The sequence below is a fragment of the Nocardioides sp. genome (genome assembly GCF_030150155.1).
Lineage (GTDB): Bacteria > Actinomycetota > Actinomycetes > Propionibacteriales > Nocardioidaceae > Nocardioides.
On record NZ_JASLGR010000015.1, the window covers coordinates 1 to 24,780 of the forward strand.

At 71.2% G+C, this 24,780-nt stretch carries 22 protein-coding genes and 1 riboswitch; of the genes, 7 read left to right on the top strand and 15 right to left on the bottom strand.

What is annotated here, in order from left to right:
- From Q1V88_RS02865 to kstD, 9 genes are all read right to left on the bottom strand, one after another.
- On the bottom strand, positions 1–1,155 hold a 1,155-nt coding region (locus Q1V88_RS02865), incomplete at its 3' end, for a DUF222 domain-containing protein (RefSeq protein ID WP_300677630.1).
- Positions 1,156–1,338: 183 nt separating this feature from the next.
- Positions 1,339–1,875, bottom strand: coding sequence for a bifunctional adenosylcobinamide kinase/adenosylcobinamide-phosphate guanylyltransferase (locus tag Q1V88_RS02870; RefSeq protein ID WP_300677632.1), 537 nt, complete (start codon positions 1,873–1,875; stop codon positions 1,339–1,341).
- Entirely contained in the window at positions 1,872–2,660 is a 789-nt protein-coding gene (locus Q1V88_RS02875) for a cobalt-precorrin-6A reductase (protein ID WP_300677635.1), read from the bottom strand. The genes Q1V88_RS02870 and Q1V88_RS02875 overlap by 4 nt, the downstream gene beginning before the upstream one ends.
- A complete protein-coding gene (locus tag Q1V88_RS02880) occupies positions 2,657–4,147 on the bottom strand; it encodes a cobyric acid synthase (RefSeq protein WP_300677637.1) in 1,491 nt (496 codons plus the stop codon). Before Q1V88_RS02880 ends, Q1V88_RS02875 begins: the two co-directional genes overlap by 4 nt.
- Complete coding sequence (locus tag Q1V88_RS02885; protein ID WP_300677639.1) at positions 4,144–4,719, bottom strand: 2'-5' RNA ligase family protein; 576 nt, start codon at positions 4,717–4,719, stop codon at positions 4,144–4,146. Before Q1V88_RS02885 ends, Q1V88_RS02880 begins: the two co-directional genes overlap by 4 nt.
- The gene (cobF, locus tag Q1V88_RS02890) at positions 4,716–5,465 is read right to left on the bottom strand and encodes a precorrin-6A synthase (deacetylating) (protein WP_300677642.1); all 750 of its coding nucleotides are present in this window, start codon (positions 5,463–5,465) and stop codon (positions 4,716–4,718) included. Before cobF ends, Q1V88_RS02885 begins: the two co-directional genes overlap by 4 nt.
- Positions 5,462–9,073, bottom strand: a complete 3,612-nt coding sequence (cobN, locus tag Q1V88_RS02895; protein WP_300677644.1) for a cobaltochelatase subunit CobN — start codon at positions 9,071–9,073, stop codon at positions 5,462–5,464. Before cobN ends, cobF begins: the two co-directional genes overlap by 4 nt.
- A gap of 50 nt (positions 9,074–9,123) precedes the next feature.
- Positions 9,124–9,201: riboswitch (cobalamin riboswitch) on the bottom strand.
- Between the two features lie 129 nt (positions 9,202–9,330).
- A complete protein-coding gene (locus tag Q1V88_RS02900) occupies positions 9,331–10,812 on the bottom strand; it encodes an FAD-binding protein (RefSeq protein WP_300677646.1) in 1,482 nt (493 codons plus the stop codon).
- A complete protein-coding gene (gene kstD / locus Q1V88_RS02905) occupies positions 10,809–12,482 on the bottom strand; it encodes a 3-oxosteroid 1-dehydrogenase (protein ID WP_300677649.1) in 1,674 nt (557 codons plus the stop codon). Before kstD ends, Q1V88_RS02900 begins: the two co-directional genes overlap by 4 nt.
- 75 nt (positions 12,483–12,557) lie before the next feature.
- Between kstD and hsaA the strand changes: the two genes are divergently transcribed.
- The 6 genes from hsaA to Q1V88_RS02935 all read left to right on the top strand — a co-directional run bounded on the left by hsaA (position 12,558) and on the right by Q1V88_RS02935 (position 18,256).
- The gene (gene hsaA, locus Q1V88_RS02910) at positions 12,558–13,730 is read left to right on the top strand and encodes a 3-hydroxy-9,10-secoandrosta-1,3,5(10)-triene-9,17-dione monooxygenase oxygenase subunit (RefSeq protein ID WP_300677651.1); all 1,173 of its coding nucleotides are present in this window, start codon (positions 12,558–12,560) and stop codon (positions 13,728–13,730) included.
- The gene (gene hsaD, locus Q1V88_RS02915) at positions 13,730–14,635 is read left to right on the top strand and encodes a 4,5:9,10-diseco-3-hydroxy-5,9,17-trioxoandrosta-1(10),2-diene-4-oate hydrolase (protein ID WP_300677654.1); all 906 of its coding nucleotides are present in this window, start codon (positions 13,730–13,732) and stop codon (positions 14,633–14,635) included. The genes hsaA and hsaD overlap by 1 nt, the downstream gene beginning before the upstream one ends.
- A complete protein-coding gene (hsaC, locus tag Q1V88_RS02920) occupies positions 14,632–15,525 on the top strand; it encodes an iron-dependent extradiol dioxygenase HsaC (protein ID WP_300677657.1) in 894 nt (297 codons plus the stop codon). Before hsaD ends, hsaC begins: the two co-directional genes overlap by 4 nt.
- Complete coding sequence (locus tag Q1V88_RS02925) at positions 15,509–16,162, top strand: flavin reductase family protein (protein ID WP_300677660.1); 654 nt, start codon at positions 15,509–15,511, stop codon at positions 16,160–16,162. The genes hsaC and Q1V88_RS02925 overlap by 17 nt, the downstream gene beginning before the upstream one ends.
- A gap of 90 nt (positions 16,163–16,252) precedes the next feature.
- Positions 16,253–17,263 carry a DUF2332 domain-containing protein gene (locus Q1V88_RS02930; protein WP_300677664.1) on the top strand — a complete coding sequence of 337 codons (1,011 nt, stop codon included), beginning with the start codon at positions 16,253–16,255 and terminating at the stop codon, positions 17,261–17,263.
- A gap of 171 nt (positions 17,264–17,434) precedes the next feature.
- Positions 17,435–18,256 (top strand): hypothetical protein, encoded by an 822-nt coding sequence (locus Q1V88_RS02935; RefSeq protein WP_300677667.1) that lies wholly within the window; start codon positions 17,435–17,437, stop codon positions 18,254–18,256.
- A 159-nt stretch (positions 18,257–18,415) separates the two neighbouring features.
- Here Q1V88_RS02935 and Q1V88_RS02940 read toward each other — a convergent pair whose 3' ends face one another.
- The 4 genes from Q1V88_RS02940 to Q1V88_RS02955 are packed head-to-tail and all read right to left on the bottom strand — an operon-like array spanning position 18,416 to position 21,925.
- The gene (locus Q1V88_RS02940; protein WP_300677668.1) at positions 18,416–19,483 is read right to left on the bottom strand and encodes a nitronate monooxygenase; all 1,068 of its coding nucleotides are present in this window, start codon (positions 19,481–19,483) and stop codon (positions 18,416–18,418) included.
- Positions 19,483–20,250 carry a CoA-transferase gene (locus Q1V88_RS02945; protein ID WP_300677671.1) on the bottom strand — a complete coding sequence of 256 codons (768 nt, stop codon included), beginning with the start codon at positions 20,248–20,250 and terminating at the stop codon, positions 19,483–19,485. Before Q1V88_RS02945 ends, Q1V88_RS02940 begins: the two co-directional genes overlap by 1 nt.
- Positions 20,247–21,161: a CoA-transferase gene (locus Q1V88_RS02950; RefSeq protein WP_300677673.1), complete on the bottom strand. Its 915-nt coding sequence runs from the start codon at positions 21,159–21,161 to the stop codon at positions 20,247–20,249. Before Q1V88_RS02950 ends, Q1V88_RS02945 begins: the two co-directional genes overlap by 4 nt.
- On the bottom strand, positions 21,158–21,925 hold the full coding sequence (locus tag Q1V88_RS02955) for an enoyl-CoA hydratase family protein (protein ID WP_300677675.1): 768 nt from the start codon (positions 21,923–21,925) through the stop codon (positions 21,158–21,160). Before Q1V88_RS02955 ends, Q1V88_RS02950 begins: the two co-directional genes overlap by 4 nt.
- 125 nt (positions 21,926–22,050) lie before the next feature.
- On the opposite strand from Q1V88_RS02955, the gene Q1V88_RS02960 reads away from it, so the two are divergent.
- Positions 22,051–22,938: an SDR family oxidoreductase gene (locus Q1V88_RS02960; RefSeq protein ID WP_300677677.1), complete on the top strand. Its 888-nt coding sequence runs from the start codon at positions 22,051–22,053 to the stop codon at positions 22,936–22,938.
- Between the two features lie 19 nt (positions 22,939–22,957).
- Here Q1V88_RS02960 and Q1V88_RS02965 read toward each other — a convergent pair whose 3' ends face one another.
- Together Q1V88_RS02965 and Q1V88_RS02970 are read right to left on the bottom strand one after the other, a co-directional pair.
- Positions 22,958–23,797, bottom strand: coding sequence for an LLM class F420-dependent oxidoreductase (locus tag Q1V88_RS02965; RefSeq protein ID WP_300677680.1), 840 nt, complete (start codon positions 23,795–23,797; stop codon positions 22,958–22,960).
- Positions 23,798–23,842: 45 nt separating this feature from the next.
- Positions 23,843–24,778, bottom strand: a complete 936-nt coding sequence (locus Q1V88_RS02970) for a DUF3068 domain-containing protein (protein ID WP_300677683.1) — start codon at positions 24,776–24,778, stop codon at positions 23,843–23,845.
- Positions 24,779–24,780: the final 2 nt, after the last annotated feature.

Here is a 24,780-nt window from a genome sequence, read left to right on the forward strand (position 1 = left end):
GTGGGGGTGTCGGAGTCGGAGTGCCTTGACCTGTCCGGTGGTGAACAGCCGTGTGGTCCGGCCCAGGTCCACGACCTCGCCCCGGGTGCCGAGCACGGCCGGGATCAGGTTGCTGAGGCACGCCAGCCGGCGGGCCTGCGCAGCACTGATCAGGTCCTCACCCCGCGGGCCCTGCACGATCCCGGCCCCCAGCCCGGCCCGCAGCTGCTCCAAGGTGACCGTGATGAACACCGTCGCCGGGGTGTTGCCGTGCATCGGGAGCAGGTCAGTCGGGATCCGGGACAGCAACTCCACGAACGCATGCCCCAGCTTGTGCGCAGGCGGCATCGCCCACCACGGCCTCGGGGCAGCGCCGCCGTCCCCGGACTGGTCGCCGTCCCCGGACTCACCACCCGTCACCCACTCCGGGGTCCGTCGCGGGTTCACCAATGCATCGAGCATGGTCAACAACTGCGTTGCCGCGAGATCCGGGAGCCGACCGTTGATCATCGTGGTCCCGTCCCCAACCCGCCGCAGCGTCAACCGGATTCGTGCGCGGCCACGACGTTCGGCAGCCTCCAGCTTGCGGGCCTCGGCCTCCTCTGCGATCTCGGGGGCCACGACCTCGAGGATCCGACGCCCCAACACCCTCAACTGTTGGGGGCCGAAGACGGTGGCCTCCCGCACCAGGTGTGTCTCGGCGCGCGTCGCGACATCATGGCCGTCCTCGCCCAACCGGGCGAGATCCTCGACGAGTTCGCTCGGCAGATCCTCGGGCAGGGCATCGACGGCCTCCATCACCACCGTGGCCTGTGCCGCCGAGATCGCCCCGGCCCGCAACGCACCACCGGTCACCGGATGGGCCTCCAACGCGTGAGCGAACCCGATCTCGCGGCGGGCATCACGGATCCCGGCCCGTGCCTGGTGAGCCAACCAGAACCCCAGATCCCGTTCCCCAGCACGCTCAGTGACCCTGCCCACTCGATCCAGGGCCGTCAGGAGCCGGGCCTTCAACTCCGCGGTGCGGGCCTCGAACGCCAACACCTCATGCAAGGCAGTGACCTGGTCCTCATCACGCATGAACATCGGGTCGACCTCGGCCACCCCTGCCACAGCCCCGTTCGCGACCGCCACGGCACCCAGGATGGGGTGGACCAGCTGGCTCACCTGACTCATCAGCGGACACCTCCTCGGGGCGGCTCGCACACGTCACACACCCGACCAGGTGTGTGTCTCTTTCGTGCGCCGGCTTCGCCCCTACGGATCTCGGGGTGCCCTCACTGACGATCTACGTTGACTCTAGACAGACCCACCGACAAAACCGGATCGGCGTCGGTCGAGAAGCCCCGTCGGGATGACCTAGAGCGTGAGCACGCGCCCCGCGATCACCAGATGGACCTCGTCACAGACCGCCGCGAGACGTTGGTTCGTCACCCCGAGCAGGTCGCGGAAGAGTCGCCCGGAGCGGTGCGCGGGGACGACGCCGAGGCCGACCTCGTTGGTCACCAGCACGATGGTCTCCTCCGAGGAACGCGCCTCCAACGCCGCGACAGCGGAGTCGAGCGCGGCGGTGACCGCAGCCAGAGCGTCGGCAGACGAGGCCTCCCACAGTTCCGCGCTGTCGAGCAGTGCGGTCAGCCAGGTGCCGAGACAGTCCACGATCACCGAACCGTCGGTCGCCAGTGCGGCGGCGAGGTCACGGCTCTCCAGGGTCGTCCAGGAGCCGGGGCGGGAGGCGCGGTGGGCCTCGATCCGGGCCAGCCAGTCGGGGTCGGTGTCCTCGTCCGGGGTCGGGCCCGGCGCGACGTAGGTGATCGGCGTCGGCGCGTCGATCAGCAGCTCCTCGGCGTGGCGGGACTTGCCCGACCGGACGCCGCCGGTGACGAGGACCTTCATCGCGCGGCCGCCTGATGGGGAGCGTGCTCGGCGAGACGGTCCCGCACCCACCGGTGCGCCTCGCTCACGTCGTTGACCGTGGTCACCTGGGTGGACGGCGCAGGACGGCGTACGACGACCACCGGCACGCCCAACGTAGCCGCGGCCTCCATCTTGGGCCAGGTGAAGGTGCCACCGGAGTCCTTGGTGACCAGCACGTCGGCTCCGTGGGCCCGGAGCAGGTCGAGCTCCGCACCGAGCAGGTAGGGCCCGCGGCTCAGCACCAGCTCCCAGGCCTCGGGCAGGTCGACGTCGGGGCGGTCCACGACCCGGGCCAGCACCGGGTGATCGCCCAGGGCCGGGATGAAGCGGGCCAGTTCCTGGCGCCCGACGGTCAGGAACGGTCGCTCGCCGAGGCGGGCGGCGGCCTCGGCGGCGGCCTCGTGGTCCTCGACCAGGGTCCACGACGGGTCGGGCTCCCAGCCCGGTCGCTCCAGGCGGAGCAGGGGGACCGGGCTGCCGAGTGCCGGGTCGAGACAGGCTGCCTCCGCGTTGGCGCTCATCCCGCGGGCGAACGGATGGGTGGCGTCCACGACGACGTCGAAGTCGTCGAGGGCTGCGCGCAGTCCGGCGACCCCACCGAACCCACCGATCCGCACCGGACCGACCGGCAGCCGTGGCTTGGCGACCCGTCCCGCCAGGGACGAGACGACGTCGACCCCGAGTGCAGCGTCGGCGACCAGCAGGTCGGCCAGCGCCCGGGCCTCGCCGGTGCCACCCAGCAGCAGGACCCGCAGCGGCGTCATCGGGCAGTCCCGGGGGCGAGCAGCGGCAGACTGGCGGGGGCACCGGTGGCGGCCAGGGCGATCAACTCCTCAAGGTCGAGATGAGTCTCCACGAGATCGGCGAGCCGGTCGATCCGGCCTTCACGGGCGGCGGTGAAGCTGACCGTGGACGGGGTGCGGTCGAAGAGCGTGCCGAGCAGCGCTCCGCGCAGCGCGTCGCCCTCCAGGCTGCCGTGCCACATCGTGCCGAAGACCCGGCCCGCACGCGCGCCGCCGAGGAACTCCTCGCCCGACCCACGGGTGATCCGGCCGTGGTGGATCTCGTACCCGGTCGCTGCCGCACCGAGCGCCGAGCCGGTCGGCAGCGCGAGCCGCTTCTCGGCGCGGAAGTCGGTGCTGACGTCGAGCAGGCCGAGCCCCTCGACGGTGACCCCCGGGGCCCCGGCGGTGCCCTCGATCCCGTCGGGATCGCGCACCACCTGCCCGAGCATCTGGAATCCGCCGCAGATCCCGAGCACGGCACCGCCGCGCCCGACGTGCTCACGCAGCGCCACGTCGAGGCCGCGCGAGCGCAGCCAGGCCAGGTCGCTGATCGTGGCACGGGTGCCGGGCAGCACGATCAGGTCGGCGTCGCTCAGGTCCGAGGGTGAGGAGGCGAAGACGACGTCGAGGTCGGGCTCCAGCCCCAAAGCGTCGACGTCGGTGAAGTTCGAGATCCGGGGGAGTCGGATCACGGCGACCCTCAGTGTCCCCGAGGCCGACGCGGCGCGGCGCCCGTCGAGGTCGAGCGCGTCCTCGGAGTCGAGCCACAGCGTCGGGTCCCAGGGCAGCACGCCGTAGACCCGGCGTCCGGTCATCGCCTCCAGATCACGCAGCCCAGGCGTCAGCAGCCCGACGTCGCCACGGAACTTGTTGACCACGAACCCGGCGATCAGCGCCTGGTCGGCCGCCTCCAGCAGGGCGACGGTGCCGTACATCGCCGCGAACAGCCCACCGCGGTCGATGTCGCCGACCACGACGGTGGGCAGGTCGGCGTGCCGGGCCAGGCCCATGTTCACGTAGTCGCCGTCGCGCAGGTTGATCTCGGTCGGGCTCCCGGCACCTTCGGAGATCACCAGGTCGAAGCGGGCGGCCAGATCGTCGTACGCCGCATGGGCGGCCTCGGCCAGATGACGTCGTCCGGTGGTCCAGTTCGCCGAGGAGACCTCGCCGGCGGGGTGGCCCATCACCACGACGTGGCTGCGCCGATCGCTGCCCGGCTTGAGCAGCACCGGGTTCATCGCAGGCTCCGGCACGGCCCGTGCCGCAACCGCCTGCACCCACTGGGCGCGGCCGATCTCCGCCGGGGTGCCGTCGGCGCCGAGGCAGACCATCGAGTTGTTGGACATGTTCTGTGCCTTGTACGGCGCCACCGCGATGCCCCGCCGCGCGGCTGCTCGACACAGACCGGTGGTGAGGATCGACTTGCCCGCGTCCGACGTGGTGCCGGCGACCAGCAGGCCGCTCATCGGGCACGTCCTGTCCCGAGGCTGCCGGTCAGCGGCCACGATGCCAGCAGCCGGCAGTCGTCGTTGGCCCACCACTGCAGGTCGATCCGGTCGACGGGGAACGTCACCGGCAGGTGTTGGTGCATCCGCTCGCGGACCTCGGCGAGCGTCACGCCGCCCGCGGGGTGATCGAGGGTGAGGTGGGGGACCGGGGTGGGGAAGACCCCCGCGTAGGGAGGGCACTGCGGGAACGCCTCGACCAGCGCGGCGGTCAGCGCCTGGAACGGCCCGGCCGGGGCGGGTGGCAGGTGGATCACACCGCCGACGAACTCCTCGACCTGGTCGAGCACCGCCGCGAACGGGGCCGTGCGCGCCGCCAGGGCCGCGACGACGTCGAGATCGGCGGCCGTCGGCTCGGCCAGCCAGGGGGAGAGCAGGGTGATGTGGGCGTGCACGAAGCCCGGATCGGTGGAGACGAACGAGGGGTCGTAGAACGCGGTCCGCTCCCGCACCGGGGCGTCCAGGGCCGGGACGGGGACAGCCAGGACCGCATGACCCGCGCCCGCACCCACGCCCGCTGACACGTCACTCACGCCGGCGCTCGCAGCACGAAGAGGTCCATCACCCAGCCGGCATCCTCCGCAGCCGCAGCGCGGGCGGCCTGCACGGAGGGCAGCACCTCGCCGACGGTGCCGGCGACCAGCCGCTCGGAGTCAGCGCCGAGGTTCGCACCCCACCAGATCTGCCAGTCCGGGACCGCAGCAGCGACCGCGTCGAGGTCCGCGGCGGTGCCGAGCATCACGACCAGGTTGGTCTGCCCGGACTCCACCGCCTCACGCCAGCGCCGCGCGGGGGTGATGTGCACCGGACGCCCGACCGGGTGCAACACGATCCGGTGCCGGGCGGCCAACAGCTGCGGGGCACTGATCCCGGGCAGCACGTCCCACTCCGCACCGGTCCGCTCGGCCAGGGCGGCCACGATCCGGATCACCGAGTCGTAGAGCGACGGGTCACCCCAGACCAGGAACGCCGCGGTGCCTCCGCGCTCGCGCAGCACCGCCTCGTAGGCGTCGATCCGGGCCTGATGCCAGTCCCTGACCGCGCCGGGGTAGTCGCGCGGGTTGTCACGGTCCCGGGCGGGGTCGGGGACGGCGACGACCGGCACGTCGGCGGTCGCGGCCACCTGGCGACGTACGGCCAACAACGGGTCGGTCCCCGCGGGGCCGGCCTTGTCGGCGGCGATCACGTAGTCGACGCCGGCCAGGGCCTCGACCACCTCGGGGGTGAGGTGGGCCGGGCCCATGCCGAAGCCGAGCACGCGGATCCGCAAGTCGCTCAAGCGCGGTCCTCCAGGTCGCCCTCGACCTCGAGGTAGACCTGCTGCATCGCAGCGATCACCTCGGGGTCGGGCTCGGCCCACAGGCCGCGCTCGCTGGCCTCGTGCAGCCGCTCCACGATGCCGCGCAGCGCCCACGGGTTGGACTGGCGCAGGAACGCCTGGTTGGTCTCGTCCAGCACATACTCGCGGGCCAGCGAGTCGTACATCCAGTCGTGCACCACCCCGGCGGTGGCGTCGAAGCCGAACAGGTAGTCCACCGTCGCCGCCAGCTCGAAGGCGCCCTTGTAGCCGTGGCGCTGCATCGCGGCGATCCAGCGCGGGTTGACCACCCGAGCGCGGAAGACCCGAGCGGTCTCCTCGGCCAGGGTGCGGGTGCGGATCGCGTCGGGCGAGGTCGAGTCGCCGACGTAGGCGCGCGGGTCGGTGCCGGTCAGCGCACGCACGGTGGCGACCATGCCGCCGTGGTACTGGAAGTAGTCGTCGGAGTCGGCGATGTCGTGCTCGGCCGAGTCGACGTTCTTCGCCGCCACCTTGATCCGGCGGTACGCCGTGCGCATGTCGTCAGCGGCCGGCGCGCCGTCCAGGTCGCGGCCGTAGGCGAAGCCACCCCAGGCGGTGTAGACCTCGGCCAGGTCCTGGTCGTCGCGCCAGGTGCCCGACTCGATCACCTGCAGGATGCCGGCGCCGTAGGAGCCCGGCTTGGAGCCGAAGATCCGGGTGGTGGCGCGGCGCTCGTCGCCGTGGTCGGCCAGGTCGGCCTGGGCGTGGGCGCGGACGTAGTTGCGATCGTGCGGCTCGTCGAGCTCGGCGACCATCCGGACCGCGTCGTCGAGCATCGCCACGACGTGCGGGAAGGCGTCCCTGAAGAAGCCGGAGATGCGCACCGTGACGTCGATCCGGGGCCGGTCGAGCTCCTCGAGCGGGGTGACCAGCAGACGGCTCACGCGCCGGGACTGCTCGTCCCACTCCGGCCGTACGCCGAGCAGCGCGAGCACCTCGGCGACGTCGTCGCCACTGGTCCGCATGGCCGAGGTGCCCCAGACCGAGAGCCCGACCGAGGTCGGGTACTCGCCGGTCTCGTCGAGGTACTTGGCCACCAGGGAGTCGGCCATCGCCTGGCCTGTCTGCCAGGCCAGCCGGCTCGGCACGGCGCGGGGATCGACGGTGTAGAAGTTGCGTCCGGTCGGCAGCACGTTGACCAGACCGCGCAGCGGCGAGCCCGACGGACCGGCCGGGATGTAGCCGCCGGCCAGGGCGTGCAGCACCGCGTCGAGCTCGTCGGTGGTGCGGGCCAGCCGGGGGACCACCTGGGTGGCGGCGAAGGTCAGCACCCGGCGGACCTCGGCGTCGGCGTGCAGGTCGTCGACGGCGGCGGGGGACCAGGCGGCCTTCTCCATCGCCTCGACCAGGGCGCGGGCCTGCGCCTCGATCGCGTCGACCTCGGCACTGAGGGCGCCCTCGCTCAGGCCCAGGGCGGTACGCAGACCGGGCACGGCGTTGCCGACTCCGCCCCAGACCTGACCGGCGCGCAGGATCGAGAGCACCAGGTTGACCCGGGCCTCGCCCTCGGGGGCGGCACCGAGGATGTGCAGACCGTCACGGATCTGGGCGTCCTTGATCTCGCACAGCCAGCCGTCGACGTGGAGCAGGAAGTCGTCGAACTCCTCGTCCTCCGGGCGCTCCTCCAGACCGAGGTCGCGGTGCAGCTCCGCGGCGTGCATCAGCTGCCAGATCTCCCCGCGGATGGCCGGCAGCTTCGCCGGGTCCATCGTGGAGATCTTGTCGTACTCCTCCAGCAGCGCCTCGAGCCGCGCGATGTCGCCGTACGCCTCGGCGCGGGCCATCGGCGGCACCAGGTGGTCGACGATCACGGCGTGGGCGCGGCGCTTGGCCTGGGCGCCCTCGCCTGGGTCGTTGACCAGGAACGGGTAGATCATCGGCAGGTCGCCCAGCGCCGCGTCGGGGCCACAGGAGGCCGACAGGGCGGCGTTCTTGCCGGGCAGCCACTCCAGGGAGCCGTGCTTGCCGAGGTGGACGACCGCGTCGGCGCCGAAGCCACCGCTGGACTCCGGGTTGCCCAGCCAGCGGTAGGCGGCCAGGTAGTGGTGCGTGATCGGCAGGTCGGGATCGTGGTAGATCGCGACCGGGTTCTCCCCGAAGCCGCGCGGCGGCTGGATCATCAGCACGACGTTGCCCGCGCGCAGGGTGGCGATGACGACGTCGCCGTCGTCGTTGACGAACAGGGAGCCGGGCGCCTCGCCCCACGCCTGCGTCATCGCCTCACGCAGGTCGGCGGGCAGGTGGGCGGTCCAGGCGGCGTACTGCTCGGGGGTGATCCGCACGTGGGCGTCGGTGAGCTGGGCCGAGGTCAGCCACTCCTCGTCCTGGCCACCGGCGGCGATCAGGGCGTGGATCAGGGCGTCACCGGCAGCGGTGTCGGTGGGGTCGTCGGCCAGGTCGAGCAGGGCGGTGACCTCGTTGCTCCCACCCAGGTCGTAGCCCTCGTCGCGCAGCCGGCGCAGCATCCGGATCGCGGAGACCGGGGTGTCCAGGCCGACCGCGTTGCCGATCCGGGCGTGCTTGGTGGGGTACGCCGAGAGCACCAGCGCGACCCGCTTCTCGGCGTTGGGCAGGCGCCGCAGCCGGGCGTGGTGGACGGCCAGACGGGCGACCCGACGGGCACGCTCGGGGTCGGCGACGTAGTGCGGAAGCCCCTGGTCGTCGACCTCCTTGAACGAGAACGGCGCCGTGGAGATCCGGCCGTCGAACTCCGGGATCGCGATCTGGCTGGCGTAGTCCAGCGGGCTGACGCCGTCGTCGGAGGCCTCCCACTCGGCCCGGGAGTTGGTCAGGCACAGGCCCTGGAGGACGGGCAGGTCGAGGGCGGCCATCCGCTCCACGTCCCAGGCCTCGTCGTCGCCACCGGCACTGGCGGTCGCGGGCACGGAGCCACCGGCGGCCAGGACCGTGACGATCAGGGTGTCCAGTGTGCCGAGAGCGGCGTACAGGTCGTCGGGCGCCGAGCGCAGCGATCCGGCGAAGATCGGGAGGCCGACAGCGGCCCCGGTGGCGTCGATCTGGTCGGCCAGGGCGTGGGCGAACGCGTTGTTCCCCGACGCCTCGTGCGCGCGGTAGTAGAGGATGCCGATCTTCGGCAGGTCCGCTGCGGCGGGGGCCGCGGGGCGCTCGGCGAAGCCCCACGCCGGGATCGCCGTCGGCGGCTCGAAGCCCTCCCCGGTCAGCAGCACGGTGTCGGAGAGGAACGCATGCGCTTGGGCGAGGTTGGTCGGGCCGCCCTCGGCCAGGTAGCGGTGGGTCTCGGCCGCGACGCCCATCGGCACCGTGGACAGCTCCATCAGCTCGGCGCTGGGCTGCAGCTCGCCACCGAGGATGACCAGCGGCACCCCTGCCTCGCGCACCGCGTCCAGCCCGGGCCACAGGTCGTGCGGCGACCCGAGCAGGCGTACGACGACCAGATCGGCATCAGCGACCAGCGCGGTCAGCTCAGCGTCGTCGGTCCGGGTCGGGTTGGCCCAGTGCCAGTCCGCCCCGCTCGATCGGGCCGAGAGCAGGTCGGTGTCGGACGTGGACAGCAGCGCGAAGCGCATGGTTCCTCCTCGGGGTTCTCGCCCCGTGCGTGGTCGGATGCGCCCGCGTCCAGTGTCTGGCTGCTCCCTCGACGGTGGTCGCTGGAGTCACAGTGGCGGAACCGCCCCGGAGTCACACCGGGTTCCTGAGCCACGAGCAGGGCCCAGCCTACGGGAGCGGTCCCGTGGTCGGCGTACGGGGAGTGACCGGCGTGATCGATGTAGCGCCACCGTCACCAGGTGACGGTGGCGCTACATCGATCGGCTCGCAGAGGGGGTCAGGGGCGGCCGGCGGCGTGCCGCCCGGCTCGGCGCCCGAAGTAGGAGCCGTCACCGAGCTGGAGCCCCGAGGCGTAGCCCTTCGCGTCCTGGGCGAGGTTGGCACCGCACGCCCCGCCCGCATAGAGCCCGGCGATCACGGAGCCGTCGGCGCGGCGGACCTCGCCGTCCACGGTGCACGACAGACCCCCCATCGTGAACCCGGCGTACAGCGCCTTGCCGAGCGACAGGTCGAAGGCGCCCCACGGACCGGTGTCCTGGGCCTCGAGCCACTGCTCGCCCTTGTGGAACTCCGGGTCCTCTCCGTTCGAGGCGTGCTTGTTGTACGACGCCAGCGTCTCGGCCAGGGTGTCGGCGGGGACACCCAGGCCCGCAGCCATCTCCTCGACCGTCTCCCAGCCGTCAATGAACGGACACAGCGGCATCGAGGGGTGCTCGATGTGCTCGGAGTCGACGATCAGGTAGGCACGCGACTCGGGCTGCTCCAGCACGAACGCCGAGGTCCGGGAGTGGTAGGAGTCCTCGGCCACGAAGCGGCGGCCGTCGCGGTTGACGATGATGCCGGTCAGCAGCACCGAGGGCGGATAGAACGGCGCCGTCTGGAATGGCTGGTCCATGAACTTCAGGTCACCGCCGGCCGAGGCCCCGAGCCGGAGCCCGAGCCCGTCGTCGTACGTCGACGCCAGCGGGAACAGCTTGCCCGAGCCCAGCGTGGGGACGTTCTCAGCGACCATCTGATCGTTGCCAACGAAGCCGCCCGCGGTCAGGATCACCGCCTTGGCCCTGATGAAGCCGCGCTCCTCGAAGCGCCGCCAGGCGACCCCGACGACCTGCTGGTCGGCGCCCTCACCGGCCACGACGAGCTGGGTCGCCCCGGTCTCGTAGCGCACCTCGGCGGTGGTCTCGGCCAGCCGCTCGGCCAGGGCATCGAGGACGATCTTGGCCCCGCCGGTGTCGCCGGGCACGGGCACCTTGTGCCCGCGCGGCGCGGGGACGGCCTGGTCGCGGAAGGGCCAGACCTTCTCGTTGCCGGTGTACATCAGCCCTTCGGTGCCGGGCTGGATCACCGCCTTGCCGGGGAAGTAGGAGCGCTCGAAGGCGAAGCCGAGCGCCTCCAGCCAGTCGAAGTGCTCGACGGAGTCGGCGCAGTAGGCGTGGATCTTGTCGGCCTCGGGCTCCCGACTGACGGCGGTGAGGTACTTCTCCATCTCCGCAGCCGAGTCCTCGATGCCGGTCGCGGTCTGCACCGCGGTGCCGCCCCCGAGATAGAAGTGCCCACCGGCCATCGCACTGGTGCCGCCGTACGTCGCCGCCCGCTCGATCAGCAGCACCCGGGCTCCGGCACGCGCGGCCTCCAGGGCCGCGCACCCGCCGGCGATGCCGAAGCCGACCACGACCACGTCGACCTCGTCGCTCCACCCCGGCCCACCGGACGCCGTCACCGTGGCGACGTCGACCAGGCCCGGCAGCTCGGTGCTCATGCGCGGGTGCCGCTCTGGGCGGCGATGTCCTCGGCCGCCAGGTAGCCGAACACCATCGCGGGCCCGATGGTCGCGCCGGGACCGGCGTACGTGCGACCCATCACGGCCGAGGACACGTTGCCGGCGGCGTAGAGGCCCTCGATCATGGAGCCGTCGGCGCGCAGCACGCGGGCGTGCTCGTCGGTGACCAGGCCGCCCTTGGTGCCCAGGTCGCCGGGGAAGATCTTGACCGCGTAGTAGGGCGCCTTGGCGAGCGGGGCGAGCGTCGAGTTCGGCTTCACCGTCGGGTCGCCGTAGTACCGGTCGTAGCCGGAGTCGCCGCGGTGGAAGTCCTGGTCGTCGCCGGTGGTGGCGAAGCCGTTGAACCGCTCCACGGTCGCGGCGAGGTTGGCGGCCGGCACGCCGATCTGCTCGGCGAGCCCGGCGATGGTGTCGGACTTCACCACGAAGCCCTCCTTGAACCAGCGGCCCGGGATCGGCTGCTGGCCTGAGATGCCGGCGAAGATGTAGCGGCTGCGGTAGGTCTGGTCGAAGACCATCCAGCTCGGCACGTGCTCGACGCCGGTGGCCTGGCCCTTCTGGATCTCGTGCACCGCCTCGACGTAGGGGAGTGCCTCGTTCATGAAGCGTCGGCCCTCGGCGTTGACGATGAAGGAGCCGGGCAGGTTCCGCTCTGAGAGCAGGAACCAGGAACGGCCCGGCAGCATGATGGTGGGGCCCCACCAGGCCTCGTCGAGCAGGTCGGTGTCGGCTCCGGCGGCGATCCCGGCGAGCAGCCCGCCGCCGGTGTTCGACGGGGCGCCGGTGCTCCAGGCGACGTTCTGCGGGGAGGGCTGCCACTTGTCGCGCAGCTCCTGGTTGTGCTCGAAGCCGCCGCTGCCCAGGATCACGCCGCGGCGGGCGCGGAGCTCGGCGGGACCGTCGGGGGTGGAGACCCGGACCCCGACGACGCGCTCGTTCTCCACGATCAGCTCGGTCAGCTCGTGGCTGTAGAGCACCGGCACGCCGGCGTCGAGCAGGCCCTTGCGCAGTCCGATCGCCAGGGCGGCACCCATCCCGTAAAGCTTGCGTCCCAGCAGCGTCGAGATCATCTTGCGCAGGCCGACACGGATCATCGTCAGCGGACCCTTGAGGGTGCGGAAGCCGGTGGCCATCTTGCGGAAGTCGGCCTGGGTCACGACCATGTTCGCCGGCGCCTTGGCGTACGGCGGGTGCAGGTGGGTGAGCTCGGCGCCGATGATCCGGGCGTCCATCGGGGTGGGCTCGACCGAGCGGCCCTTGAGCCGGCCACCGGCCGCCTCGGGGTGGTAGTCGGCGTAGTCGGGCACCCACTGCAGCCGGACGGCGGAGTGGGCGTGGACGAAGTCGATCATCTCCGCGCCGCGGTCGATGTAGGTGTCACGGCGCACCGCCGGCACCACGTCGCCGACGATCGAGGTCAGGTAGAGCTTCGCCGCCTCGGTGTCGCCGGGGTCGACCTGGCCAGCGGCGGTCAGGGCGTAGTTGCCCGGCACCCAGACCCCGCCCCCGGATCGGGAGGTGGAGCCGCCGAAATACTGGCTCTTCTCGATCACCACCGTGTCGAGTCCGTGGCGGGCTTTCGCCGCGAGGGCGGCCGTCATGCCGGCACCGCCGGCACCGACGACGATGACGTCGTACTCACGCTGCATGCCTCAATGAAACTAGAACAGGTTCTATTTCACAACCTCTTCCCTGAAAACGAGAACGTGTTCTAGTCTGTTGTCATGACTGACTCACTGACGGTGCTCGACGGCGTGCGTGACCTGCTCCCCACCTTCCGGGAGCGGGCCGACGAAACCGAGCGGCTGCGGGCGGTGCCCGACGCCTCGGTGAAGGAGCTGGAGGAGACCGGCTTCTTCCGCCTGCTCCAGCCGAAGCGGTTCGACGGGTTCGAGGCCGACCCGGTGGACTTCTACACCGCGGTGCGCTCGATCGCGAGCGCCTGCGGCTCGACCGGCTGGATCTCCAGCGTCCTGGGCGTGCACCCGTGGCAGATCGCGCTCTTCGCCGACGAGGCCCAGCAGGCGGTGTGGGGCTCGGACACGTCGGTGCGGGCGTCGTCGTCGTACGCCCCGACCGGGAAGGCGGTGCTGACCGACGGTGGCTTCACGCTCTCGGGTCGGTGGAGCTTCTCCTCGGGCTGTGCGCACGCGCAGTGGGTGCTGCTCGGTGGGCTGGTCTGGAACGCCGAAGGTCAGGTCGTCGACTTCCGCACGTTCCTGATTCCGCGTGACTCCTACGAGATCGTCGACGTCTGGAACGTCGTCGGACTGGCCGGCACCGGCTCCAACGACATCGTCGTGTCCGAGACGTTCGTGCCCGAGGCGTTCACCCTCTCGATGAGCGACACCGGACGCTGCTTCGGCCCCGGCCAAGAGCAGAACCCCGGCGACCTCTACAAGCTGCCGTTCCACTCGCTGTTCACCTCCACCATCACCACCCCGATCATCGGGATGGCGACCGGCGCGTACGCCGAGCACGTGGAGATGCAGAACAAGCGCGTGCGTGCCTCCTACATCGGCGAGAAGGCGTCCCTCGACCCGTTCGCCGCGGTCCGGATCGCCCGGGCCTCCAGCGACATCGACGCCTCCTGGGCGCTGCTGATCAACAACATCCGCGAGGAGCAGGCCCACGTCGCGCGCGGGGAGAAGATCCCGCTCTCGCTGCGGCTGCGGGTCCGGCGCGACCAGGTGCTCGGCACCCAGCGCTCGATCGACGCCATCGACGCCCTCTTCGAGGCCTCGGGCGGCCGGGCGCTGGCCACCGGCACCTACCTGCAGCGGGCCTGGCGTGACGCCCACGCCGGCCGGGTGCACGCCGCCAACGACCCCGAGCGCGCGCTGCAGATGTTCGGCGCCAGCGAGTTCGGCCACAAGGTCGACCCCGGGATGTACTGATGTCGGCCACCCAGGACTTCTCCCAGGCGGCGGTGCGCCGCTCGGCCAAGGCCGGCGACCTGACCCTGAACTACTACGAGGCCGCACCCGAGGGCGGTGTCTCGCTGGTCGGCGGCGGGCTGCCGCTGGTGATGCTGCACGGCGGGGGACCTGGTGCCTCGGCCTGGTCGAACTTCGGCACGGCGCTGCCGGGCTTCGCGGCCACGTTCCGCACGCTGCTGATCGACCAGCCCGGCTTCGGTGGCTCCGACAAGCCGCCGGTGACGGCGAACTACTACCGGTTCGCGGCCGAGTACGTGGTCAAGCTGCTCGACGAGCTGGGCATCGAGCGGATCCACCTGCTCGGCAACAGCCTCGGTGGCGGTACGGCGATGCGGCTCGCGCTCGAGTACCCCGACCGGGTCGGCCGGCTGGTGCTGATGGGCCCCGGCGGGCTCTCCCTCAACCTGTTCCACGCCGACCCGACCGAGGGCGTGCAGCGACTGGTCGACTTCTCGATGAGTCCCTCGCGTGAGGCGCTGCGCTCCTTCATCTCCACGATGGTGGTCAACCAGGCGCTGGTCACCGACGAGCTCGTCGAGGCCCGGTTCGCCGACGCCACCGCTCCCGGGTCGCTGGAGGCGATGCGGTCGATGGGGATGAGCTTCTACAACCCGGAGTGGGCCGAGGACGGGATGCTGTGGCGCGAGGCCCACCGGCTGCGCAAGCACACCCTGCTGACCTGGGGCCGCGAGGACCGGGTCAACCCGCTCGACGGCGCCATCGCCGCCCTCAAGCTGATCCCGAAGGCCCAGCTGCACGTCTTCGGGTCGTGCGGGCACTGGGCGCAGATCGAGGCGGCCGAGGAGTTCGCCGAGATCACCACCACCTTCCTGTCACGTCACACCGAGCGGAGTCGGGCATGACGATCGAGCTGAAGTCGATGGGCTACGTCAGGGTCACCTCGACCGACCTGGCCGCCTGGGAGCGGTTCGCCGAGAAGGTGCTCGGCCTGATGCGCGGGCGCGGGCCGAACCCGGACCACCTCTACTACCGGGTCGACGCCGTCTCGGCACGGCTCGTGGTCGTGCCCGGCAACGTCGACGAGCTGGCCTGCGTCGGCTGGGAGCTGGCCGACAACGTCGCCCTGCAGGAGGCGCGCGAGCACCTCACCAAGGCGGGCGTCGAGTGGGTCGAGGGGACCGCCGAGGAGCTCGCCGAGCGCCGCGTCCAGGAGCTGATCCGGTTCAGCGATCCCTCCGACAACGTCTTCGAGCTGTTCCATGGCATCAGCTACGAGCGGGTGCCGTGCGTGTCGCCGTACGGATCGCGGTTCGTCACCGGCGACCAGGGGATGGGCCATGTCGTCGTCCCGGTGGCCGACGACGTCGAGGCGCTGCGGTTCTACACCGAGACCCTCGGGTTCCGGCTGCGCGACTCGATGTCGATGCCCGGGGAGTTCGTCGGCAAGGAGCCGGGCTCGAAGATCTGGCTGCGCTTCCTCGGGATCAACCCGCGGCACCACTCGCTGGCGTTCCTGCCGATGCCGCGGCCCAGCAAGTGCGTCCACATCATGCTCGAGGTCGACAAGCTCGACGATGTCGGTCGGGCGCTGGAGCGCGTGAAGAAGAACGGTGCGCCGCTCTCGGCCACCCTGGGACGGCACATGAACGACGAGATGGTCTCGTTCTACGTGAAGTCCCCGGCCGGGTTCGACGTCGAGTTCGGCACCGAGGGACTGCAGGTCGACGACGAGCGATGGGTTGCGCGGGAGTCCACCGCGGTGTCCTACTGGGGACATGAGTTCAGCGGCTGAGATCCCCGAGGGGATGGCGCCCGACGCGGCAGCGACCTGGCCCCCGGCGGGACTGATCGAGGACTTCCTGGGCTCGGGTCTGGGGAACTTCGACTTCTCCACCCTGGGGGACGGGGTCCACGAGCCGACGCCGGAGGAGATCGCCGCCGCGCGCGAGTTCCGTACCGTGCTGGGGCGATTCGCCTCGGGCGTCACGATCGTCACGGCGGCGACCGCCCAGGGGCTGATCGGGATGACCCTGCAGTCGTTCTCGTCGGTCTCGCTGGACCCGCCGCTGGTGCTGATCGTCCCGGCCAAGACGTCGCGGGCCTGGCCCCTGATCCGGCGGGCCGGGCACTTCACGATCAACCTGCTCGCGGCCTCGCAGGAGGGGCTGTCGAACCAGTTCGCCCGCTCCGGCGGGGACAAGTTCGCCGGTGTCTCCTGGACGCCGTCGGCGGCAGGGGACCCGCGACTGGATGGCTCGCTGGCCTGGATCGACTGCACCATCCACACCGTGCACGACGCGGGGGACCATCTGGTGGTGCTGGCCCGGGTCGAGACGCTGGTGGCGGGTCCGGAGGGGGAGGTGGCGGGGGAGCCGTTGGTCTTCTACCGCTCCGCCTATCGCGCCCTCACCCCGCGAGATCCGGCTTAACCACCGCCGAAATCCGGGTTCGCCACCGCCGAGATCCGGGTTTCTCACGGTCGAGATCCGGGTTTGCCACGGGATCGGTCAGGATGAGGCGTGCTGCTCTTCGACGACATCGCTGCCGAGTACCGCGACTTCGCCCGGTACGCCGAGGGCGACTCGCCCACCTTCGCCGACTGGTCGGCGGCGGTGGCCGCGGACCCCGACGTGATCGCCTGGCTCGCCACGCTGCCGCCGATCAAGCACCAGCCCAACCTGGTCTTCGCCGCGGCACGGTTGCACGGTGTCCCCGCGCCCGGACCGTACGCCGGTCTCCGCCAGGCCCTGCTGGACGATGACGGTCCGATCAGGGAGACGATCCTGACCCACGCCACCCAGACCAACGAGGTCGGGCGGCTGGCGACTCTGCTGCCGGTCTTCGCCCAGATCGCCGAGTCCACGGCCAGGCCGCTCGCGCTGCTGGAGGTAGGCGCCTCGGCGGGGCTCTGCCTCTACCCGGACCGATGGGCCTACCGCTGGCGGACCGATTCCGGTGACGTCACCCTGGGCGTGGCAGGCGATCCGGCCGGCGAGCTGCTCTGCCGCGTGAAGGGCTCGGGGCGGCTACCCACGGCGATGCCGCACATCGCCTGGCGGGGAGGGATCGACCTGAACCCGCTCGACGTCACCGACAGGACCGTCGACGGTGACATGGCGTGGTTGCGTACCCTGGTCTGGCCCGAGCACGAGGACCGCCGGGCGCGCCTGGACCATGCCATCGCGCAGGCGCAGGACGACCCGCCGTCGCTGGTGCGGGGAGATCTGCTGGAGCGGCTCCCGGCCCTGGTCGACGCGGCGTCGGCGTACGGCACGGTCGTGGTCTTCCACTCGGCCGTCATCGCCTACCTGGAGCCGGCCGACCGGGACCGCTTCGAGGTGCTGATCCGGGGCCTGGTCGCCGACGGGCGGTGTCACTGGGTCAGCAACGAAGGCAAGAACGTGCTGCCTTCGGTGACCGCGACCGGCCCGGAGATCGACCCGGCCAAGCAGACGTTCGTGCTGGGGCTCGACGGGCGCGCGGTGGCTCACACCCACGGGCACGGCCGGACGTTGCGCTGGTGCGTGTGAGGCGACGGGGCCCCGTCGACCTGGGACGTTCGTCTCGGATCCGGCGCCGTCCGGCCGATAAGGCGGGCGCTAGGCGTCGTTGTGCCTTGTCGGCAGCCTGCCCTCGGGAGGAACAGCCGTTGACGCGGCGGGTGATCCGCACAGTCGCCCCCGCCTTCCCAGGAGCTCAGAGTGATCATCGTCCCGTCCCGTCACAAGGTCGCCGCCGTGGCGGCTGCGACTCTCACCCTCACCGGCGCCGCCGCAGGCACCATGGCGTACGCCGCCCAGTCACGCAGCGACGATGTGTCGGTCTCCGGCGCCCGCATCCTGGGTGGTGTGCTGCGGATCTCCGGCTCCACCAAGCCCGGACGCGCCGTCTCGGTCGTGGGTACGTCCCTCGCTGCGACAGCTGACGAGGAGGGCCGCTTCGTGATCAGGACCTCCTCGTGGCGGCCGGCCGACTGCCGGGTGAAGGTGAGGGCGGGAGGCAAGGTCGCCACCGGGCTCGTGCGTGGCTGCGGCCCGACGGGCAAGGCGGGCAAGAACGGCAAGGACGGCGCACAGGGCAAGGACGGCGCGACCGGGGCTGCGGGCACCGCAGGGGCCGCCGGTGCCGTGGGCGTGGCAGGGCCGCAGGGAGTCAAGGGCGACACCGGGGCCACCGGTCCACAGGGTCCCGCCGGGCCGCCCGGAGCCACGGGCGCCACAGGAGCCAAGGGCGACCCGGGCGACCCTGGCGTCACGATCTACACCGCCAAGGTCAACCTCGACGGCACCCTCGCCTCGTCGAGCACCGCGGGCACAAGCTCGGCAGTGGTCGGCAACATCTACACGGTCACGTTCCCGGTCGCCGTGGACGCCTGCACGTTCGCTGCCACGCCTCTGAACAACTTCGAACTGGTCGCCACCCAGGTGCTGACGGTGGCCGGTATCTCCGCGACGGTCGCGTCGACCAACATCGCCACCCACGGCCTCAGTCAGTCGGCGTTCTTCCTCACCGCCTACTGCTAGGTACCACGACGACAGCCCGGCCGCCGAGCCTCGCGTGAGGTCTCGGCGGCCGGGCTGTGGGTCAGTGACCCGTGGTGAACCCGGAACTCACGTGTGGTGAACCCGGATCTCGCGCGTGGTGAACCCGGATCTCGCGCGTGGGGAACCCGGAATTCGGCGTCAGAGGAGGTAGGTCGAGACGCGGGACAGTGAGGCGGCAGCCTCGGTCACCACGCGGTCGATCAGCTCCTCGCACGAGGGCAGGTCCTCGAGCAGGCCGACGACCTGGCCCGAGGCCAGCACACCGGCCGTGGTGTCGCCCTCGACCAGACCGGCCTTGAGCATCATCGGGGTGTTCGCGGCCAGCGCGAGCTGGGCCAGCGAGCGGCCCTGGGCGTGCTTCATCGCCTTGCCGTCGGCGGCGAGCTGGCGCCAGGTCAGACCCGAGGTCTTCTTGAACTCCAGGGTCCGCTTCAGGGTCGGGACCGCGCGCTTGGCCAGCGAGGAGTCGAGCAGCGACTCCACCAGGGAGGTGCGCAGCATCCGGTGCGGCATGCCGTCGACCTTGTCGGTCACCACGGTGCCGTCCAGGCCGTAGCCCAGGTAGAGCTCCTTGACCGCCTGGGGCACCGCGGAGTCCGAGGTGAGCAGGAAGCGCGTGCCCATGCCGATCCCGGCAGCGCCGTACGACAGCGCTGCGGCCAGACCGCGCCCGTCGAAGAAGCCGCCGGCCGCGACGACCGGGATGTCGACCGCGTCGAGCACGGACGGCAGCAGCAGGGTGGTCGGCACCGCACCGGTGTGACCACCGCCCTCGCCGCCCTGGATCATCACCGCGTCGGCGCCCCAAGAGGCCACCTTCTTGGCGTGCTTGGGAGCCCCGATCGAGGGGATCACGACGATGCCCTGCTCCTTGAGCGTGGCGATCAGCTCGGGCTTGGGCGCCAGCGCGAAGGAGGCGACCTTGACGCCGTGGTCGATCAGCAGCTTGCACCGGTCGGCGGCGTCACCGGCGTCGGCCCGGAGGTTGACGCCGAAGGGTGCCGACGTCTTCTCCTTGGTCGCGATGATCGCCTTCTCCAGCTCGGCGAAGGTCATCGTGGCCGAGGCCAGGATGCCCAGACCGCCGGCGTTGGCGGTGGCCGAGACCAGGCGCGGACCGGCGACCCAGCCCATCCCGGTCTGGACGACCGGGTGCTTGATCCCGACCAGCTCGGTGAGCGGTGTGGAGAGCTTCTGCTCGATCATCAGGCAGCCGCCTCCGGCTCGGGAACCTCGCGCAGACGCAGGCCCTTGGGGTCGATCACGTTGGTGATCAGGGTGATCTCTTCGATGGACGGCTCGCGCGTGGTCGGCACCGAGGAGTCGATGGCGAGCTCGAAGCCGGTGTTGGCGACGATCTCGTCGACGCTGCTCCACGGGTGCACCGAGATCAGGCGGACGGTGTCATCGGCACCCTTGACGTCGAACACGCCGAGGTTGGAGACGATCCGGTGGATGTCGTTGTAGCGCGCGGCACCCGCACCGGCAGCCTTGGCCCGCTTCGGGCCGACGCCGGAGACGATGTCGACGGCCTCGACGAAGACCCGCGAGGAGTGCTTGGGCACCCAGTACGACGTGCGGTTGTTCACCGTGTTGCCCGGCGCACCGCGCGAACCCAGCAGCTGGCGCTTGGGCTGGGCGAAGTCACCGATCGCGGAGATGTTCTGGTTGCCGTCGCGGTCGACCTGGGTGGCGCCCATCATCACGTGGCGCTTGCCGTAGTTGACCACCTCGAAGACGCGGCGGAACGGGATCCAGCCCTCCACGACGTCGGACCTGCCGATCGGCGGGGTGCCGCCGAGCCAGAGCGACTCGCCGTCGGAGATCACCAGGTCGGGGTTGGAGGTCAGCTTGGCCAGCCGGACACCGACGGTGGGCAGCAGGCCCATCGGGGAGGCGAAGATCTCGCCGTCGGAGGCGAACGCGTCGGCGATCGCGGCGGCGCAGACATCGGCGCGCTTGTACTCGCTCACTGCTGGAACTCCTTCACCGCGGCCTGGTAGGCCGCCTCGTCGCCGGCCAGGAACCGGTCGTGGAACGCGGCCCACTCCTCGTCGGTGCCGGAGGCAGCGGCGGCGTAGGCCTTCTGGAACTTCTCGTCCCGCTCGTAGTCGGGGGTGCAGGTGGTGAAGTGGGCCCCGTGGGGGGTCTCCACGACGCCGTCGACCATCATCCGGCTGATCAGCAGACGCTGGACCGGGACGGCGGGGGACTCGCCCGTGGCGGCGGTCAGGCCGGCGGTGTCGACGATCTGCTCGGTCGAGACGTAGGCCCGGTCGGCGGCCATCACGAAGAGGTCGTCGAAGTACGGGTCCGGGCCGAGGTAGGTCGCGTTGCCGTGCGCGTCGGCACGGTTCATGTGCACGAAGGCGACGTCGAGGTGGAGAGCGGGCATCGCCACGAGCTCCTCGAACTGGCCGTCGTACACGCCACCGACGACCGGGTAGGGCGAGGTGACGGTCTTGAGCCAGGGGTTGTTGACCATCACGTCGGAGCCCAGACCGGCGCGGGCCGGGAGGAACGGCACCCGCTCGGCGGCGGCACGCAGGCCGGTCTGGAACATGCCCTCGTCGAGCTCGACGATCTCGGGGATGGACTTGCTTTGACGGGCGCGCTGGAAGTTGGGCTCCAGCGGGACCGAGTCCAGGGAGACGAAGGCGTAGATCAGCTTGCGGATCTTGCCTGCGCGGGCCAGCAGGCCGACGTCGGCGCCGCCCCAGCTGACGATGGTGAGGTCCTTGAGGTCGCTGTTGTACAGCGCGCGGACCAGGGCCATCGGCTTGCGCCGCGGGCCCCAGCCGCCGATGCCGATCGTCATCCCGTCCTCGAGGGAGTCGATGATCGCCTCGATCGAGGTGGACTTGTCGCGAGGTCGCGTGCTCACTTGTCTCCTGCCTTTCCGGCCTTGTTGGTCCCGGCGAAGTCGTCACGGAGCTCGTCGGAGACGCCGGAGAGGTTCAGCTCGAAGGTGAAGCCCTGCTCGAAGCGGTAGGACTTGTTGACGTCGATCGGGTCGATCCCGTTCAGGGCCGCCTTGGCGGCACGGATGACCCGGCCGTCCTTGTCGGCGACCTGGGCGGCCAGGGCCAGGGCGGCCTCGGCGAGCTCGGCGCGCGGGACGATCTGGTAGACCGAGCCGTGCGTGACGAGCTCGGCGGCCGAGATGGTCCGCGCGGTGAAGTACAGGGTGCGCATCAGGTGCTGCGGCACCAGGCGCGCCATGTGGGTGGCGGCGCCGAGCGCCCCCTGCCTGACCTCGGGGACGCCGAAGTAGGCGTCGTCGGAGGCGATCACGATGTCGGCGTTGCCGACCAGGCCGACACCGCCGCCGACGCAGAAGCCGTTCACCGCGGCGATCACGGGGACCTCGCACTCGTAGACGGCCTTGAACGCGGCGTAGCAGCCGCGGTTGGCACCGATCAGGGCGTCGAAGCCCTCGGTGTTCTGCATCTCCTTGATGTCGACGCCGGCATTGAAGCCCTTGCCCGACGCCTGCAGTACGACGACCCGGACGGACTGGTCGCGGCCGGCCGCCGTGACGGCGTCGGCGACGTCGAACCACCCCTGCACGGTCAGGGCATTGACCGGGGGAGCCTCCATCGTGATGACGGCGATGCCGTCGGGTCGCAGCTCGGTAGTGACGCTCATGGGTCCCCTTCAGTACGGCTAGAACGTGTGGCAAACCTAGCGTTTGTTTGGTACGTTGACAACCCGCCTACCGCCCGTCCCTGGGCAGGGCACGAGCCCCTGCGGGCGAGACAGAAGGAGCACTCATGACCGGACTTCTTGAGGGTCGGATCGCCATCGTCACCGGCGCCGGTCGCGGCATCGGCCGGGCGCACGCGCTGGAGCTGGCCCGCCACGGCGCCAAGGTGATCGTCAACGACTACGGGGTCTCGATCTCCGGCGAGGGCACCGGCGAGTCGCCCGCCGACGAGGTCGTCTCCGACATCCGCGCCCTGGGCGGTCACGCCGAGGTCAACCGCGCCGACGTCGCCGACTTCGACCAGGCCCGTGACCTGATCGCCCAGGCGATCGACACCTACGGCGGCCTGGACATCCTGGTCAACAACGCCGGGTTCGTCCGCGACCGGATGCTGGTCAACACCGCCGAGGACGAGTGGGACGCCGTCATCCGGGTCCACCTCAAGGGCCACTTCGCCACCCTGCGCCACGCCGGCGCCTACTGGCGCGAGGAGGCCAAGGCGGGGCGCACCCGTGAGGCCCGCGTGATCAACACCAGCTCCGGTGCCGGCCTGCAGGGCTCCATCGGCCAGACCACCTACTCCGCCGCCAAGGGCGGCATCGCCGCGATGACCCTGGTCGCCGCGGCCGAGATGGGCCGCTACGGCGTCACCGTCAACGCGATCGCCCCCGTCGCCCGCACCCGGATGACCGAGGGTGCCTTCGACACCTCCGCGATGGCCCTGCCCGAGGACAACAGCCCGATCGTCGCCTGGCTCGCCAGCGCCGAGGCGCGCGACGTCACCGGCCGCGTGATCGAGATCGACGGCGGCACCATCACCGTCGAGAACGGCTGGTCGCACGGCCCGTCGCAGGCGCTCGGACGTCGCTGGGAGGCGGCCGAGGTCGGCCCCGCCCTCATCGACCTGCTCGCCAAGGCGCCGGCGCCCGAGCCGGTCTACGGCACCCAGGGCTGAGCGGCCCGGCCTCCCGAGGTCAGCCGAGCCCGAGTCGGGCGGCGAGCTTGTCCAGATAGGGCAGCACGACGTCCGGCTCGGCATCGGGGACGCCCCAGATCAGCTCCTCGGCCACGGCCCACTCGGCGAGATCGTCGTCGGTGGGCCGTTTGGCTACCAGCACCCGGATCCGCGGCGAGCCCTCGCGGCCCGCCGCCTCCCACTCGGTCTGGAGCAGCTTCACCTTCTCGCCGATCCCCGACTCGGTCGGCGTCGTCATCCAGCCGTCGGCGTGGCGCGCGATCCAGCGCATCGTCTGCGGGCCACCACCAGCGCCGACGATCACCGGGATCAGCCCCTGCGGCGGCTTCGGGTAGGCCCAGCTGGCCCCGAAGGAGACGAACTCCCCGTCGTACGACGCCTCCTCCTCGCTCCACAGGGCGCGCATCGCCTCCAGGTACTCCCTGAGCACCGTACGGCGTCGCTGCGCGGGGACCTGGTGGTCGGCGAGCTCGTCGGTGTTCCAGCCGAAGCCGACGCCGAGCGTGACCCGCCCGCCGGAGAGGTGGTCGAGGGTGGCCAGCGTCTTGGCCAACGTGATCGGGTCGGACTCGACCGGCAGTGCCACCGCGGTGGACAGGCCGATCCGTGAGGTCACCGCAGCGCAGGTGCCGAGCGTCACCCACGGGTCCAGCGTGCGGGTGTAGCGGTCGTCGGGCAGCTCCTCGCCACCGGTCGGGTGCAGCGCCTCCCGCTTCACCGGGATGTGGGTGTGCTCGGGGACGTAGAACGTCGAGAAGCCGCGCTCCTCGGCTGCGGCGGCGAGCTGGGCGGGGGCGATCCCGCGGTCAGAGGTGAAGAGGACGACTCCGTGGCGCATGGACGCACCGTAGAACACGTTCTAGGTGGCGTCCATGCCCTGCGGTCAGGCGTGAGCACCCCGCAACGGCAGCCGGGGTCGAGCGCGCGGGGCCTTGCGAGCCGGACTGAGCCCGGCGCGACGGTCGCGGCGGGCGAGCATCAGCGCGGTGCCGAGGAATGCCAGTCCGGCCAGCGCACAGGCGATCGGGGCGATCGTCAGGGCGAGCAGGATCTGCAGGTGGTGCCGCTTCGCATCGGCCACCCCGGAGGCGACCTGGTCGGGGGTGAACGCGATCTTCATCGCCAGCGCGGTGGTGCCGTTGGTCAGCTGCGTGCTCATGTCGGTGACCTGGTTGACCAGGGCGCCGGTGAGCGGGTCGGCGTAGAACGTCGTGGTGTTCCGGTAGGTGCCCTCGATGCCGGGGGAGATCTCCAGTGTCGTGGTCGGGATCGTCATCCTGTAGACGTAGGTGGTGAGCCCTCGCAGGGTCGCGGTGCCCGTGTAGCGCGCGGTCGCGGCGGCGCCGAGGGTGGAGTCCCAGTAGGCGTAGTCCTTCTTCTGGGCATGGAACGGGAACTTGTTGACCAGGCCGGTCGAAGGGTCGATCCCGGTCGGCAGCGCGGCCTTGTCGGAGACTCCCTCGCCCGACGTACGCGAGGAGGCGTAGGTGTCGGTGGAGGCGTTGACCAGCGTCCAGCGGGTGTCGCTCGCGTGGGGGCAGGCGGGTGCGCCGGCGGCGTCGATGACGACGCACGAGCGCGAGCCCCAGGCCACGTCGGTGTCGGAGGAGAGGCTCGGGATGACCTGGGTCATGTTGACCACCTTGACCGGCTGGGTGCCGGAGAAGGTCATCGACTCCGCGGTGCCGCTCAGGTGCGTGGTGTTGTCGACGTTGAGCGGCGTGCGCAGGACGTGGCCGGGCAGCCAGACCTGGGCGAGGACGGCGGCGGTGAGCAGAAAGCCTCCGGCGAAGAGGCAGAGCAAGCGAGTCGGACGCACGA